The organism is Pseudomonas sp. TH07, assembly GCF_016651285.1.
GTDB lineage: Bacteria > Pseudomonadota > Gammaproteobacteria > Pseudomonadales > Pseudomonadaceae > Aquipseudomonas.
In genome coordinates, this window is sequence record NZ_JAEKED010000001.1 from 1,986,100 (window position 1) to 1,999,968 (window position 13,869).

Here is a 13,869-nt window from a genome sequence, read left to right on the forward strand (position 1 = left end):
CCCCCGATTTATACGGGTTTACTCAGCTGGCGGCACGTAGCCGTCGGCCTTGGCGTATTCCTCGCCGGAGAAGAACTTGTCCATCTCGCCCTGCAAGTATTTGCGGTCTTCGGCGTTCATCATGTTCAGGCGTTTTTCGTTGATCAGCAGGGTCTGGTGTTTTTGCCAATCGGCCCAGGCCTTGGCCGAGACGTGGTCGAAGATGTCCTGGCCCTTGGCGCCGGGAAACGGCGCGCGCTCCAGGGCGGGCAATTCTTCTTGGTACTTGCGGCACATGATGGTGCGGGTCATGACAACTCTCCTGCGTTCAAGACGTCGGCCGCGCGTTTAAGCAGCTTTTTCACCGGGGCGGCAAGGCCCAGGCGCGGCGGGGTGGCGAGGTTATACCAGAGCCAGTCGGCCTCGGCCACGTGATGGGCCGACTCCTCGACCTGGACCAGCCAGGGTTCGATGGCCAGCTGGAAGTGGCTGAAGGTGTGCACCAGGCTCGGCAGTTCGTGTTGCTCGCCCAGGGCCAGCGAGTGTTGCAGCGCCAGGTGTTCGAGGTCGGCCAGGTCATCGAGCTCCGGCAGACTCCACAAGCCGCCCCAGAGGCCGCTGGAAGGGCGGCGATAAAGCAGGATCGCGCCGTCGCGATTGGCCAGCATCGGCATCAGGGTGCGCTTTTGCGGCACGCTCTTGCGCGGCTTGGGGATCGGGTAGCGGGTTTCGAGCCCCAGCATGTGAGCCTCGCAGCCGCGCTCCAGGGGGCACAGCAGGCAACTGGGCTTGCTGCGGGTGCAGAGCGTGGCGCCCAGGTCCATCATCGCCTGGGTGTAATGGTTGACCCGGGTGTGCGGCGTGAAGCGCTCGGCGGTGGCCCACAGTTGCTTGGCCACCTTGGGCTCGCCCGGGTAGCCCTCCTGCGCCGTAAACCGTGCCAGCACGCGCTTGACGTTGCCGTCGAGGATCGAGGCGCGGATACCCATGCTCAGGCTGGCGATGGCGCCGGCGGTGGACAGGCCGATGCCTGGCAGTTCGGTGAGTTTCTCGACGTCGCGGGGAAACTCGCCGCCGTAGTCGGCAACGATGATTTTCGCGGTCTTTTGCAGGTTGCGCGCCCGGGTGTAGTAGCCCAGGCCGGTCCACAGGTGCAGCACTTCGTCTTCCGGCGCGGCGGCCAGGGCTTCGACCGTCGGCAGCGAGGCCATGAAACGGTCGAAGTAGTTGAGCACGGTGCTGACCTGGGTCTGTTGCAGCATGATCTCCGAGACCCACACCCGGTACGGGGTGATGCCCTGTTGCCAGGGCAGGTCGTGGCGGCCGTGGTGGTCGTACCAGTCCAGTACCGCCGGTGCAAACTGTTCCGCTCTCATCGTTTGAACAGCCCTTTGAGCGCGTTTTTCAGTTCCGGGCTGACCTTATCGCCGAGTTTCTCTTCAAGCTTTTCGCTGAGGCGATCGCCGGCCATCCGCGTCGCGACCTGACCCAGGCCGTCCTTATCCAGGCGGCAGGCCTTGGCCCCCAGTTCCAGCGGGCCACGGCAGCGCAATGGCAGTTCGAGGCCGACAAAGCGCTCGCCGACCTGGCAGGCCGGATCGGGCATGTCGCTCTTGTCGCCTTCGACCACGATGCCGACGCGGTAGTCCATGCCCAGCACCCGCAGGTCGATGTCGCCGTTGCCGTTGACGGTCATGCCCGGGATGCGCACCTTCAGGTCCGGGTTGCTGGCCACGCCGTTGCGCAAGGTCAGGTTGCCCTTGAGTTCCTGGAACGGCGTGTCCTTGCCGCGCGGGGTGCTGCTGAGGGTCTTGCGGTTGAGGAAGGCGATGCCCTGGCACAGCTGCTGTTCCAGGTTAGCGTTGAGCAGCACGCCGTTGTTGATCACAAAGCTGGTGGTGCCGTTGAGGCTGTCGATCAGGGCTTTCTGGCTGTTGCCGCTGCCGCTGAGGTTGCTGTTGAGCGTCACCAGACCCTTGACCGGAGGCGTCTGCCCCTGGCTTTCGAGGATGCGCTCCACCGGCACCCGGTTGATCTTGGTCTGCAGGCTCAGCAGCGGGGTGGCCTGGCGCACGTCGAGGTTGCCGCTGGCGTCGAAACTGCCGTTGTACAGCTCGCCGCGCAGGCTTTGCAGTTTCAGCAGGCCGCCCTGGCCGTTGGCCTTGAGTGCGGCATTCTGGATCGGCAGTTTGTCCAGGGTCAGTTGGCCAAAGCTCAGGTCGGCGTCGACGTCCAGCTTGCTCAGGCGTTCCACCGGCAGCAGGCGTTCGGTGCTCCAGGCGCCCTTGGTCGGTGCGTCCGGCAGCGGGGTGGTGCCGGCACCGGCCATGGCATCGGCCTCGCTGCTTTGCACTTCGGCCTTGCGCGCCACTGCTGCGCTGTTGGCGGCGGCGGACTTGGGCGGCAGGTAGCGGTCGACGTTGAAGGTATCGGCCTTGAGCTGGGCGCGCAGCGACTGCTTGGCGAAGTCTTCGATGGCCAGGCGGCCGCTGAAGGTGCTGTCGTCGAGCTTCAGGTTCAGGTCTTCCAGGGCCATGCTGGTGGGCGTGCCTTGCAGGCGGCTGACCAGTTCGACCTTGGTCAGGCTGCCCTCGGCCATGGCCGGCAGGGTCTGGCCGATGCTGTCGACGAATTTGGCCAGGTCGAACTGGGCAATCGAGATGCCGCCACTGATCTGCGGGGTTTTATCCAGGTCATTGACCTTGAGTTCACCCAAGGCGCGCAGCTGGTTGGCGGAGATTTTCAGGCCGGTCCATTCACCGACGTTGGCGGCCTTGTCCAGCAGCAACTGGCCTTGGGCGGCGAAGGTCACGGTCTTGCCTTGAAGCGGGTCGCCGGTGACTTCGCCCGACAGGCGCATGTCTTCGAACTGGTAGCGCTGCAGGGCGCGGTCAAAGCGCAGCTCGCCGTTGAGTTCGGTGCGCACCCGCACCACTGGCTGGTTGCTGGCCAGGAATGCGGTGAGTTTGACCGGGGTGGCGGTGGCCTCGTGGATCGGCCCGGTACTGAGCTGGATGCTCTCGGCGGTGAACTGCTTGCCGCTCTGTTCGTCGTTGTATTCAACCCGGGCGTTGTTCACGGTCAGGCTGTCGATGTCGAGGCGGATCGGCTGCGCGGCCTTGTCGGCCGTGGCCGGGGTTTCGACGCTCGGCTCGCCGGTACTGGTGGCCGGGGTATCGGCCTGTTTCGCCAGGGGCGCGGCACGACCGATGTCTTCCCAGTTGCCGTGGCCGTCCTTGTCGCGGTTCAGGCGCAGGTTCAGGCCTTCGACCCGTACATCGCTCATCTGCACTTCGCGGCGCAGCAGGGGCAGCACGCGTACCGACAGGCCCAGCATCTGCAGGTCGGCGAAGGGTTGGGTCGGGTTTGCCAGGGTCGCGACGCTGGCTTCGTGCAGTTCGAGGCCGAGCCAGGGGAACAGGCTCCAGCCGATGTCGCCATTGAGCGTCAGCTCGATGTGGGCCTTGTCGCGGGCAATCTGGCGAATCTCGTCTTTGTAGTCGTTGGGATCAAACAGGTGGGTCAGGGCAAAGCCCAGAGCCACGATGATCAGCAACAGCCCGAGAAGTACCAGACCCAGGATTTTGCCGAACGCTTTCATGGGCGAGTCCTTGTAGTGTCGAATTCAAATTTAGCCGGGGAGTATAGCGCCCCGGAACCGACGACTGGTCACCGATCGCGCCTAGAACTCATCCAGCTCCAGATGCAGTTTGGCGGCCAGTGCCTGGGCCGGCAGATGCCCGGCTGGCGCGAGCAGGCGCAAGGTTGCGCCCTGTTGTCGGGCCATTCTTTGTGCCTCGCTCACCAGTCGCTCGGCCACGCCGCGGCGGCGGGTTATGCTGCGCACGCACAACTGGGACAGGTGCCAGACCGCTTGGTGCCGTTGCAGGCGCGCGGCCCCCAGCAGGCGGTCGTTGAAGCGTCCGGCAATCAGCGAGCCGTCGCCCAGGCCGGTTTCAATCAGATGCCCGGCGTCGCTCAGCGGTGCGAACAGCCAGTGGGGGGCGTCCTGGTAGATTTTCTGTAGGTCCTGCTGATCCTGATAGCTCACGTGGTGCAGCGACTCGACAACGATGGGCATGGATTCTCCTGGGCAGGCAGTGCGGCGTCGGCAAACACGGTTGCAGACGGGCCGGCTGCTGCGCATGGCTCGGGCTTTTGCCGGGTGTGCCTGCAGGTTTGCAGGGGTTCGAAGCAGATGAGCACTGCGCCGCTATCTGTTTGCGTTTTCTGTGGCGGGCAAATGGTAACCTCTCGCCGTTCGTCCGTCCCTCTGCGACTTAACGTCGCGCTCAAATGGAGCTTTACTCAATAAAACGGCCATGCCTGCGTGCAAAGGCCGTGGGTGAAGAGCGGCCGACGAATAATTCTAACAATTGGGGGAATATCCATGAGCACTAGCACTTCGGCGGGCAGTTCCGCCGTCCAGCCAGCGTTCTTGTCCAAAGAGCGCATCATCGCCAAGCCCGGTTTCAACCGCTGGCTGGTTCCACCGGCCGCCCTGGCCATCCACCTGTGCATCGGCATGGCCTATGGCTTTTCCGTGTTCTGGCTGCCGTTGTCCCAGGCCCTGGGGGTAACCGCCCCGGTGGCCTGTGCGCCTGACATGAGCTATATCGCGCAGATCTTCTCGTCCCAGTGTGACTGGCCGATCTCCATGCTCGGCTGGATCTACACCCTGTTCTTCATCTTCCTCGGCTGCTCGGCAGCGATCTGGGGTGGCTGGCTGGAACGCGCCGGCCCGCGCAAGGCTGGGGTGGTCTCGGCACTGTGCTGGTGCGGCGGCCTGCTGATTTCGGCGTTGGGCATCTATACCCACCAGATCTGGCTGATGTGGCTCGGTTCCGGAGTGATTGGCGGCATCGGCCTGGGCCTGGGCTACATCTCGCCGGTGTCGACCCTGATCAAGTGGTTCCCGGACAAGCGCGGCATGGCCACCGGCATGGCGATCATGGGCTTTGGCGGCGGTGCCATGGTCGGTGCTCCGCTGGCCGCGGCGTTGATGGGTCACTTTGCCTCGCCGACCGGCGTCGGTGTATGGCAGAGCTTTCTGGTAATGGCGGCGATCTACTTCGTGTTCATGCTGGCCGGCGCCCTGTCGTACCGCGTTCCGCCGACCGGCTGGAAGCCTGAGGGCTGGACCCCGCCGGCGAAGCGAGCCGCCAACGCGATGATTACCCATCGCCATGTGCACGTGAGCGTGGCCTGGAAAACCCCGCAGTTCCGCCTGGTATGGCTGGTGCTGTGCCTGAACGTCTCGGCCGGTATCGGCATCCTCGGCATGGCTTCGCCGCTGTTGCAGGAAGTGTTCGGCGGCAAGTTGCTGGGCAATGGCTTGTCGTTCGGCCAACTTGATACCGCGCAAAAGGCGTCGATTGCGGCGATTGCTGCGGGCTTCACCGGTTTGTTGAGCCTGTTCAACATCGGCGGCCGCTTCTTCTGGGCCTCGTTCTCCGACTACCTGGGGCGTAAAAATACCTATTTCGTGTTCTTCGCCCTGGGCTTTGCCCTGTACGCGCTGATTCCGAACCTGGGCCACCTGGGCAATATCGCGCTGTTCGTGGCGGCGTTCTGCATCATCCTGTCGATGTACGGCGGCGGTTTTGCCACGGTGCCGGCCTACCTGGCGGACCTGTTCGGCACGCAGATGGTCGGCGCGATCCATGGTCGGCTGCTGACGGCCTGGGCTGCTGCCGGCGTGCTGGGCCCGGTGCTGGTGAACTACCTGCGTGAGTACCAGTTGAGCATCGGCGTCGAGCGCGCCGCCGCCTATGACATCACCCTGTACATCCTCGCCGGCCTGCTGGTGCTGGGTTTCCTGTGCAACCTGCTGGTACGCCCGGTGGCGGACAAGTACTTCATGACCGACGCGCAACTGGCGGCCGAGCAGGCACTGGGGCATGACAAGGGCGCCGACAGCAGCACCATGCTGGAATGGAAGGCGTCGGCGTCGAGCCTGCCGCTGGTGATCGTGGCCTGGCTGGTGGTGGGTATTCCGCTGGCGTGGGGCGTGTGGGTCACCCTGCAAAAAACGGCGGTGCTGTTCCGCTAGGCCTCGGCCTGATGCACAAAAAGCCGGTGCGTGATCTTCACGCGCCGGCTTTTTGCCGTGTGGGCCGGGCCAATGTCCGTTCGGCTGGCTTGTCATGACAGGTATAGCCCCGCAGCCATTGGCTCGCGCCCGTCAGGATATTGTCCGGCATGTTTCTGTTTGGCGGCCGTCGGGCCTATAATGGTCGCCTTTTTCGCCCAATGATTTTGCGGAGCTGGTGATGGCCGAACGTAAGGCGTCTGTCGAGCGCGACACTCTGGAAACCCAGATCAAAGCCTCGATCAACCTGGATGGCACCGGAAAGGCCCGATTTGATATCGGTGTTCCGTTCCTTGAGCACATGCTGGACCAGATCGCCCGTCACGGGCTGATCGACCTGGATATCGTCAGCAAGGGCGACCTGCATATCGATGACCACCACACCGTGGAAGACGTCGGTATCACCCTGGGCCAGGCGTTTGCCAAAGCCATCGGTGACAAGAAAGGCATCCGCCGCTATGGCCATGCCTATGTGCCGTTGGATGAAGCCCTGTCGCGTGTGGTGATCGACTTCTCCGGCCGCCCGGGCCTGCAGATGCACGTGCCCTATACCCGTGCCACCGTTGGCGGCTTCGACGTCGACCTGTTCCAGGAATTCTTCCAGGGCTTCGTCAACCACGCCCTGGTCAGCCTGCACATCGACAACCTGCGTGGCACCAATACCCACCACCAGATCGAGACCGTGTTCAAGGCCTTCGGCCGTGCCCTGCGCATGGCGGTGGAACTGGATGAGCGCATGGCCGGGCAAATGCCCTCGACCAAGGGCGTCCTGTAATGCAGACGGTCGCGGTTATCGATTACGGCATGGGCAACCTGCACTCGGTGGCCAAGGCCCTCGAGCACGTAGGGGCCGGCAAGGTGCTGATCACCAGCGATGCCGATGTGATTCGCGAAGCCGACCGGGTGGTGTTCCCCGGCGTTGGTGCGATTCGCGACTGCATGGCGGAGATCCGGCGCCTGGGTTTCGACTCGCTGGTGCGTGAAGTCAGCCAGGACCGTCCATTCCTCGGCATTTGCGTGGGCATGCAAGCCCTGCTCGATCGCAGCGAAGAGAACGACGGCGTTGACTGCATCGGCCTGTTCCCGGGCCAGGTGAAGTTCTTCGGCAAGGGCCTGGTAGAAGACGGCGAGCACCTCAAAGTCCCGCACATGGGTTGGAATGAAGTGCAGCAGACGGTGGATCACCCGCTGTGGCACAACATCGCCGACCGTGCGCGCTTCTACTTCGTGCACAGCTACTACATTGCCGCCGGCAATGCGCGGCAGGTGGTGGGTGGCGGTCATTACGGTGTCGATTTCGCCGCGGCACTGGCCGATGGCTCGCGTTTCGCCGTGCAGTTCCACCCGGAGAAGAGCCATACCCATGGCCTGCAATTGCTGCAGAACTTCGCCGCCTGGGACGGGCGCTGGTAATGGCCATCAAGAAAAAGCCGCCGATCCTGACCCTCACTCCCGAGCAGGAGAGCGAGGCCAATCACAAGATCAAGCGCTTTATGGAGGATCGCTTCGAACTGGACCTGGGTTCGTTCGAAGCGGCCGAAATCCTCGATCTGTTTACCCGCGAAATTGCGCCGCACTATTACAATAGGGCGATTTTCGATGTGCAGACGCACCTTAAAGAAAGGTTCGAAAGCATCGAAAGCGACTTGTGGGCGCTCGAGAAGAACTAGGGCAGCGGCAAGCTTCAGGCTGCAAGCTGCAAGAAGTAGACACGCGTGCGCGCTTGCAGCTTATGGCTTGCAGCTTGCAGCTCTTTGACGAAGGAAAAGCATGCTAATTATTCCCGCTATCGATCTCAAGGACGGCGCCTGCGTACGTCTGCGCCAGGGCCGCATGGAAGATTCCACAGTGTTCTCCGATGACCCGGTGAGCATGGCTGCCAAGTGGGTGGAGGGCGGTTGCCGTCGCCTGCACCTGGTGGACCTGAACGGTGCCTTCGAAGGTCAGCCGGTCAATGGTGAAGTGGTGACCGCGATCGCCAAGCGCTACCCGAACCTGCCGATCCAGATCGGCGGCGGCATCCGCTCCCTGGAAACCATCGAGCACTACGTCAAGGCTGGCGTCAGCTACGTGATCATCGGCACCAAGGCCGTGAAAGACCCGGCCTTCGTCGCCGAAGCCTGCCGTGCGTTTCCGGGCAAAGTCATCGTTGGCCTGGACGCCAAGGACGGCTTCGTCGCCACCGACGGCTGGGCTGAAATCAGCACCGTGCAGGTGATCGACCTGGCCAAGCAGTTCGAGGCTGATGGCGTGTCTGCCATCGTTTATACCGACATCGCCAAAGACGGCATGATGCAGGGCTGCAACGTGCCTTTCACCGCTGCGCTGGCGGCGGCCACGAAGATTCCGGTGATCGCCTCCGGTGGCATTCACAACCTGGGTGACATCAAATCGCTGCTGGACGCCAAGGCGCCTGGCATTATCGGCGCCATCACCGGCCGTGCGATCTACGAAGGCACCCTGGACGTCGCCGAAGCTCAGGCTTACTGCGACGCCTACAACGGCTGAGGACTGACCATGGCGCTGGCCAAACGCATCATCCCTTGCCTGGACGTCGACAACGGTCGCGTGGTCAAGGGCGTCAAGTTCGAGAACATCCGTGACGCCGGCGACCCGGTGGAAATCGCCCGTCGCTACGATGAGCAGGGTGCCGACGAGATTACCTTTCTCGACATCACCGCCAGCGTCGACGGTCGTGACACCACGCTGCATACCGTCGAGCGCATGGCCAGCCAGGTGTTCATTCCGCTGACCGTGGGCGGTGGTGTGCGTACCGTGCAGGACATCCGCAACTTGTTGAATGCCGGTGCGGACAAGGTTTCGATCAACACTGCAGCCGTGTTCAACCCCGAGTTCGTGGGCGAAGCGGCGCAGCATTTCGGCTCGCAGTGCATCGTCGTCGCCATCGACGCGAAGAAGGTATCCGGCCCGGGCGAAACCCCGCGCTGGGAGATCTTCACCCATGGCGGGCGCAAGCCTACCGGGCTGGACGCGGTGGAGTGGGCGAAGAAGATGGAAGGCCTGGGCGCCGGTGAAATCCTCCTGACCAGCATGGACCAGGACGGCATGAAAAACGGCTTCGACCTGGGCGTGACCCGCGCCATCAGCGATGCCCTGGGGATTCCGGTGATCGCCTCTGGTGGCGTCGGCAACCTGCAGCATCTGGCCGATGGCATCCTCGAAGGCCACGCTAGTGCGGTGCTGGCGGCGAGTATTTTCCACTTCGGCGAGTACACGGTTCCCGAGGCCAAGGCGTACATGGCCCAGCGCGGAATAGTTGTGCGATAGCCACTGGACAGCATGGCGGGCTCACGGCACTCTTGAGCACGCCATGGATTCCGGTAGCCCGTCATGTTCAAACGTCTGCTCCTTGTTCTTGCCAGCGCTACGCTCCTGCTTTCAGCTGCCTCTCGTGCCGCCGACACGTCCGATACCTCCCTGGTGTTGCTGACGGAAAACTTCCCCCCTTACAACATGGCCAAGAACGGCAAGAACTTCGCCCAGGGCGATAACATCAACGGCATCGCCGTGGATATCGTGCGGGAAATGTTCAAGCGCGCCGGGATCAATTACAGCCTCACCCTGCGTTTCCCCTGGGAGCGGATCTACAAGCTGGCCCTGGAGCAGCCGGGTTACGGCGTGTTTGTCATGGCGCGCCTGCCGGACCGGGAGCAGCTGTTCAAATGGGTCGGCCCGATCGGCCCGGATGACTGGATCATGCTGGCCAAGGCCGACAGCAAAATCGCCCTGGAGAATCTGGAGCAGGCGCGTCAGTACAAGATCGGCGCCTACAAGGGCGACGCCATCGCCGAGACCCTGGCCAAGCAGGGCCTGGCACCGCTGGTGGTGCTGCGTGACCAGGACAACGCGAAGAAGCTGCTTAACGGCCAGATCGACCTCTGGGCCACCGGCGACCCGGCCGGGCGCTACCTGGCCAGGCAGGAAGGCATCACCGGTCTCAAGACCGTGCTGCGTTTCAACAGCGCTCAGTTGTACATGGCCCTGAACAAAGACGTCCCCGACGAAATCGTCACCAGACTCCAAGCCGCCCTGGATCAGCTGCGCAAAGAAGGCGTGGTCGACGAAATCATGGGGCGTTATCTCTAGAGCAGTTGCCCTACCTGTACTTGCCGTTTTTGCCGTGAGCTGCTGTGGCCTGGTTGCTGCGCACGCTGATCATCAGTTTGATATCGATCCACTCGATGCTCTGGGCCTTGAGCTTGGGCAGCTCGCGTTCTAGTACGGCCAGGGTCTGTGGATAAGGGTGGCCGATCATCACCGCCGAGCCCTGCTTGTGCGCCAGGTTGATGGCGGTTTGCAGTTGCCCGGCAATAGCGGCCTCGGTGCGCTCGTCGTCGAGGAATACATCCCGTGAAACACTGGCCAGGCCGATTTTCTGGGCCTCGGCGGCGGCGACGGTCTGCGCGCTGGTGCGGCTGTCGACGAAGAACTTGTGGCGGCGCTGCAATTCAGCCATCAACCAGGCCATGGCCTGCGGCTGGGCGGTCATGCGGCTGCCCATATGGTTGTTGATGCCGCTGGTGTAGGGCACGGCCTTGAATGCCGCATCGAGACGCTTTTGCAGTTCTTCGATGGGCAGCTCGGGGTGCCAGGCAAAAGGCCCGGTGGCCGGGTCCATGGGCATGTGCAGGATGACGATCTTGCCGGCGCGATGGGCTTCGCGGGCGAATTCGGCGGCGTGGGGAGTGTCGGGCATGATCGCGGTGGTCACCGGCCCTGGCAGGGCCAGCACGCGGCGATCCCGGGGCAGGTTTTGCCCAAGGTCGTCGATGATCAGGGTCAGGTAGGCCTTGCGCGGCACCTGGGAGGTTTCAGCCGCCTGGGCCGGGATCACATTCAGAAGACACAACAGGGCGACCAGAAGCCCCCACGACAACCTTGAGACGGGTTGGCGCTGGCGGGTCAGGGGGATGCGTAACATGGGATTGGGCTGCGGCCTTTGCACGGGTGGTGAGGCGCCATCGCCGCCGAGGGGCGTGCCCCTCGGGCTCCCGCAGAATGCGCGGGAGCCGCTTTACCGGCGATGGGTTTGACGGTCAGCGACCGCGGGTGATGCTCAAGCCCTTGAGCAGGCTCAACGCCTGGGCCAGCTGGTAATCGTCGTCCTGCGGCATCGGCTTGGCCTTGCTCGCCGAACCGCTCGGCTTGTCCGCGCCGCCGTTGCCATTGCCCAGGTGGCCCTGGAGATCGGCTTCCTTGAAGTATTCGCCGTCCTGGGACTCGCTGGTGATCTTGGCGCGACGCACCTCGATGTCCGGCACGATGCCCTGGGCCTGGATCGAGCGCCCATTGGGGGTGAAGTACAGCGCGGTGGTGATCTTCAGCGCGCGGTCGTTGTTCAGGGGCAGCACGGTTTGCACCGAACCTTTGCCGAAGCTGGTGGTGCCCATCAGCACCGCGCGTTTCTGGTCTTGCAGGGCGCCGGCGACGATTTCCGAGGCCGAGGCGCTGCCACCGTTGATCAGCACCACCATCGGCACGGCTTCGCTTTCGTCCTTGCCGGTGGCCGAGAAGCGCAGCTCGGAGTTGGCGATACGGCCCTTGGTGTAGACGATCAGGCCCTTGGTGATGAAGTGGTCGACCACTTCCACCGCCGATTGCAGCACGCCACCCGGGTTGTTACGCAGGTCGAGAATGATCCCGCTGAGTTTCTTGCCGTTGTCCTTGCGCAGCTTGGCCAGGGCCTTGGAGACTTCTTCGCCGGTCTTGACCTGGAACTGGGTGATGCGGATGTAGCCGTAGCCCGATTCCAGCAACTGGCTCTTCACGCTTTTGACCTGGATCGTGGCGCGCGCCAGGGTCACGTCGAAAGGTGTACCGCCGTCGCGGACCAGGGTCAGGGTGATCTTCTGCCCGAGTTTGCCGCGCATCTTGTCCACGGCTTCGGTCATGGTCTGGCCACGGGTCGGCTGGCCGTTGATCTTGACGATCAGGTCGCCGGCCTGGATCCCGGCCTTGGACGCCGGGGTGTCGTCGATCGGCGATACCACTTTGATAAAGCCGTCTTCGGCGCCGACTTCGATGCCCAGGCCACCGAATTCACCGCTGGTGCTTTCCTGCAGCTCGGCAAAATCTTCCGGGCCCAGATAGGCGGAGTGCGGGTCGAGGTTGCTGAGCATGCCTTTGATGGCGTTTTCCAGCAGGGTCTTGTCGTCGACAGGTTCGACATACGCGGCCTTGATCCGGTCCATGACCTCGGCAAAGGTGCGCAGCTCTTCGAGCGGCAATGGCGCCTTGGTGGTCGCGGCGGCTGCCGATTGAGCAGTTTCGGCGGCGAACGCCAGCGGCGCGCCGATCACCAGAGCGATCGTCAGGGCCAGCGAGGTGAGGCGGGACAAATGCAGCATGTCGAACGAACTCCTAAATTAGGTAACGGCGCTTATCCTTGCGCGCGGCACCATTGTGCCGGGTCGCTGGGGCGGCCCTGCTGACGAATAGCGAAGTACAGCGCAGGTGTGTCTTGTCCGCCACTATTACCGACCGTGGAAATGGACTCACCGGCTTTGACAATGTCGCCAGCTTCTTTAAGCAATGTCTGGTTGTGTCCGTAGAGGCTGAGGTAACCGTTGCCGTGGTCGAGGATCACCAGCAAGCCGGCGCCGCGCAACCAGTCGGCAAACACCACGCGACCACCATGTACGGCGTGTACCTGGCTGCCGGCGCTGGCGCTGATCATCACCCCGTCCCACTTGGTACGGGCGTCGTCGCCACGGGATTCACCAAAGCGTGCAAGCAGTCGACCATCAACAGGCCATGGAAGTTTTCCCCGGGCTGAAGCAAAAGGTCCGCCGAAGGATGCGCCTGAACTTGAAACCAGGGGGCCAGGCGCTGATCTGGTTGGTTTGCGTGGGGCATCGCTGGCGTCTGCCTGGGCCTCACGTAAACGCTTTTTTTCGGCTTCCTGCTGGGCGATCAGCGCTTTCTGTCGCGCTTCTTCTGCCTCTCGAGCCTGGCGGGCCAGGGTTTCCTCGATGGTTTTCAGGACTTTCGACAGGTCGGCCTGGTCTTGCTCGCGGGCTTGCAGCTTCTGGTCGCGGGCCTTCACATCGTCGTTGAGCTTGGCCAGGACCTGCTGGCGTTCCTTGCGGACTTTGTCGAGTTCTTCGCGCTGGCTGTCGAGGCTGCTTTTCTGCACCAGCAACTGGGCCTGTTGCAGGGAGATGTCTTTTTCGACATTGGCCAGTTGGCGCAGGGTTTCGTTGAAGTTCTTCAACTGCTCCAGGCGTGCCTGGCTCAGGTAGTCGTAATAGGTCAGGGTGCGGGCGAATTTTTCCGGATTCTGCTGGTTGAGCAACAGCTTGAGGTATTCCTGGCGACCGTTCTGGTAGGCCGCACGGGCTTGGATCGCGATCAGTCGTTGCTGTTCAGTGCGCGCGCTCTGGAGTTTTTTTTTCTCCTCATCGAGTCGCTGCAGCTCGGTCTCGCTTTTCTTCAGCTCTTTTTGCAGGGTTTCGACCTGCTTTTCCAGCTTGCCCATCTCGGTTTCAGTGCCGCGCAGGTCTTTTTGCACGCCGGATTTTTCTTCCTGCAGCTTGCCCAGCAGCTTTTTCAGCTCGGTAATGTCCTGACGCGTGGCGTCCAACTGTTGTTGGGTTTGCGCGCGCTCATCGGCAAACGCCGGTTGGAGCAGGCAGATCAGAGCAAGGGCAATCAGCGAGCGAAGCATAGAGGCGGGCGACACCAGGGAAAGGGACGGCCTAGTATGCCCGCCCATCGCAGCAAAAAAAACGCCTCAAAGCCAACTGCTTTGAGGCGTTCGTCATAAAAAGCCGTTTCCG

The 13,869-nt window shown here is 62.8% G+C and carries 14 protein-coding genes; 7 read left to right on the top strand and 7 right to left on the bottom strand.

Annotated elements, in window-relative coordinates:
* Window positions 1–18: 18 nt before the first annotated feature.
* From JFU57_RS09435 to JFU57_RS09450, 4 genes are all read right to left on the bottom strand, one after another.
* A complete protein-coding gene (locus JFU57_RS09435) occupies window positions 19–291 on the bottom strand; it encodes an oxidative damage protection protein (RefSeq protein WP_078469385.1) in 273 nt (90 codons plus the stop codon).
* Window positions 288–1,355, bottom strand: a complete 1,068-nt coding sequence (gene mutY / locus JFU57_RS09440; protein WP_078469386.1) for an A/G-specific adenine glycosylase — start codon at window positions 1,353–1,355, stop codon at window positions 288–290. Before mutY ends, JFU57_RS09435 begins: the two co-directional genes overlap by 4 nt.
* The gene (locus tag JFU57_RS09445) at window positions 1,352–3,580 is read right to left on the bottom strand and encodes an AsmA family protein (RefSeq protein ID WP_201129067.1); all 2,229 of its coding nucleotides are present in this window, start codon (window positions 3,578–3,580) and stop codon (window positions 1,352–1,354) included. Before JFU57_RS09445 ends, mutY begins: the two co-directional genes overlap by 4 nt.
* 81 nt (window positions 3,581–3,661) lie before the next feature.
* Window positions 3,662–4,060: an acetyl-CoA sensor PanZ family protein gene (locus JFU57_RS09450; protein ID WP_201129069.1), complete on the bottom strand. Its 399-nt coding sequence runs from the start codon at window positions 4,058–4,060 to the stop codon at window positions 3,662–3,664.
* Window positions 4,061–4,369: 309 nt separating this feature from the next.
* Between JFU57_RS09450 and JFU57_RS09455 the strand changes: the two genes are divergently transcribed.
* From JFU57_RS09455 to JFU57_RS09485, 7 genes are all read left to right on the top strand, one after another.
* Complete coding sequence (locus tag JFU57_RS09455; protein WP_201129072.1) at window positions 4,370–6,031, top strand: OFA family MFS transporter; 1,662 nt, start codon at window positions 4,370–4,372, stop codon at window positions 6,029–6,031.
* 220 nt (window positions 6,032–6,251) lie between these two features.
* Window positions 6,252–6,845, top strand: a complete 594-nt coding sequence (gene hisB / locus JFU57_RS09460) for an imidazoleglycerol-phosphate dehydratase HisB (RefSeq protein WP_017849940.1) — start codon at window positions 6,252–6,254, stop codon at window positions 6,843–6,845.
* Entirely contained in the window at window positions 6,845–7,483 is a 639-nt protein-coding gene (gene hisH, locus JFU57_RS09465; RefSeq protein WP_020299546.1) for an imidazole glycerol phosphate synthase subunit HisH, read from the top strand. The genes hisB and hisH overlap by 1 nt, the downstream gene beginning before the upstream one ends.
* Window positions 7,483–7,740, top strand: coding sequence for a DUF2164 domain-containing protein (locus tag JFU57_RS09470; protein WP_078469390.1), 258 nt, complete (start codon window positions 7,483–7,485; stop codon window positions 7,738–7,740). Before hisH ends, JFU57_RS09470 begins: the two co-directional genes overlap by 1 nt.
* Window positions 7,741–7,840: 100 nt before the next feature.
* Window positions 7,841–8,578, top strand: coding sequence for a 1-(5-phosphoribosyl)-5-[(5-phosphoribosylamino)methylideneamino]imidazole-4-carboxamide isomerase (gene hisA, locus JFU57_RS09475; RefSeq protein WP_003187784.1), 738 nt, complete (start codon window positions 7,841–7,843; stop codon window positions 8,576–8,578).
* Window positions 8,579–8,587: 9 nt separating this feature from the next.
* Window positions 8,588–9,358, top strand: coding sequence for an imidazole glycerol phosphate synthase subunit HisF (hisF, locus tag JFU57_RS09480; protein WP_020299543.1), 771 nt, complete (start codon window positions 8,588–8,590; stop codon window positions 9,356–9,358).
* A gap of 63 nt (window positions 9,359–9,421) precedes the next feature.
* Window positions 9,422–10,177, top strand: a complete 756-nt coding sequence (locus JFU57_RS09485; protein WP_078469391.1) for a substrate-binding periplasmic protein — start codon at window positions 9,422–9,424, stop codon at window positions 10,175–10,177.
* Window positions 10,178–10,187: 10 nt separating this feature from the next.
* Here the strand turns inward: JFU57_RS09485 and JFU57_RS09490 are convergent, their stop codons facing one another.
* The 3 genes from JFU57_RS09490 to JFU57_RS09500 all read right to left on the bottom strand — a co-directional run bounded on the left by JFU57_RS09490 (window position 10,188) and on the right by JFU57_RS09500 (window position 13,757).
* Window positions 10,188–11,012, bottom strand: a complete 825-nt coding sequence (locus JFU57_RS09490; RefSeq protein ID WP_242487496.1) for a divergent polysaccharide deacetylase family protein — start codon at window positions 11,010–11,012, stop codon at window positions 10,188–10,190.
* A 115-nt stretch (window positions 11,013–11,127) separates the two neighbouring features.
* Entirely contained in the window at window positions 11,128–12,438 is a 1,311-nt protein-coding gene (locus JFU57_RS09495; RefSeq protein WP_020299540.1) for a S41 family peptidase, read from the bottom strand.
* Window positions 12,439–12,470: 32 nt separating this feature from the next.
* Complete coding sequence (locus tag JFU57_RS09500) at window positions 12,471–13,757, bottom strand: murein hydrolase activator EnvC family protein (protein WP_020299539.1); 1,287 nt, start codon at window positions 13,755–13,757, stop codon at window positions 12,471–12,473.
* Window positions 13,758–13,869 lie beyond the last annotated feature (112 nt).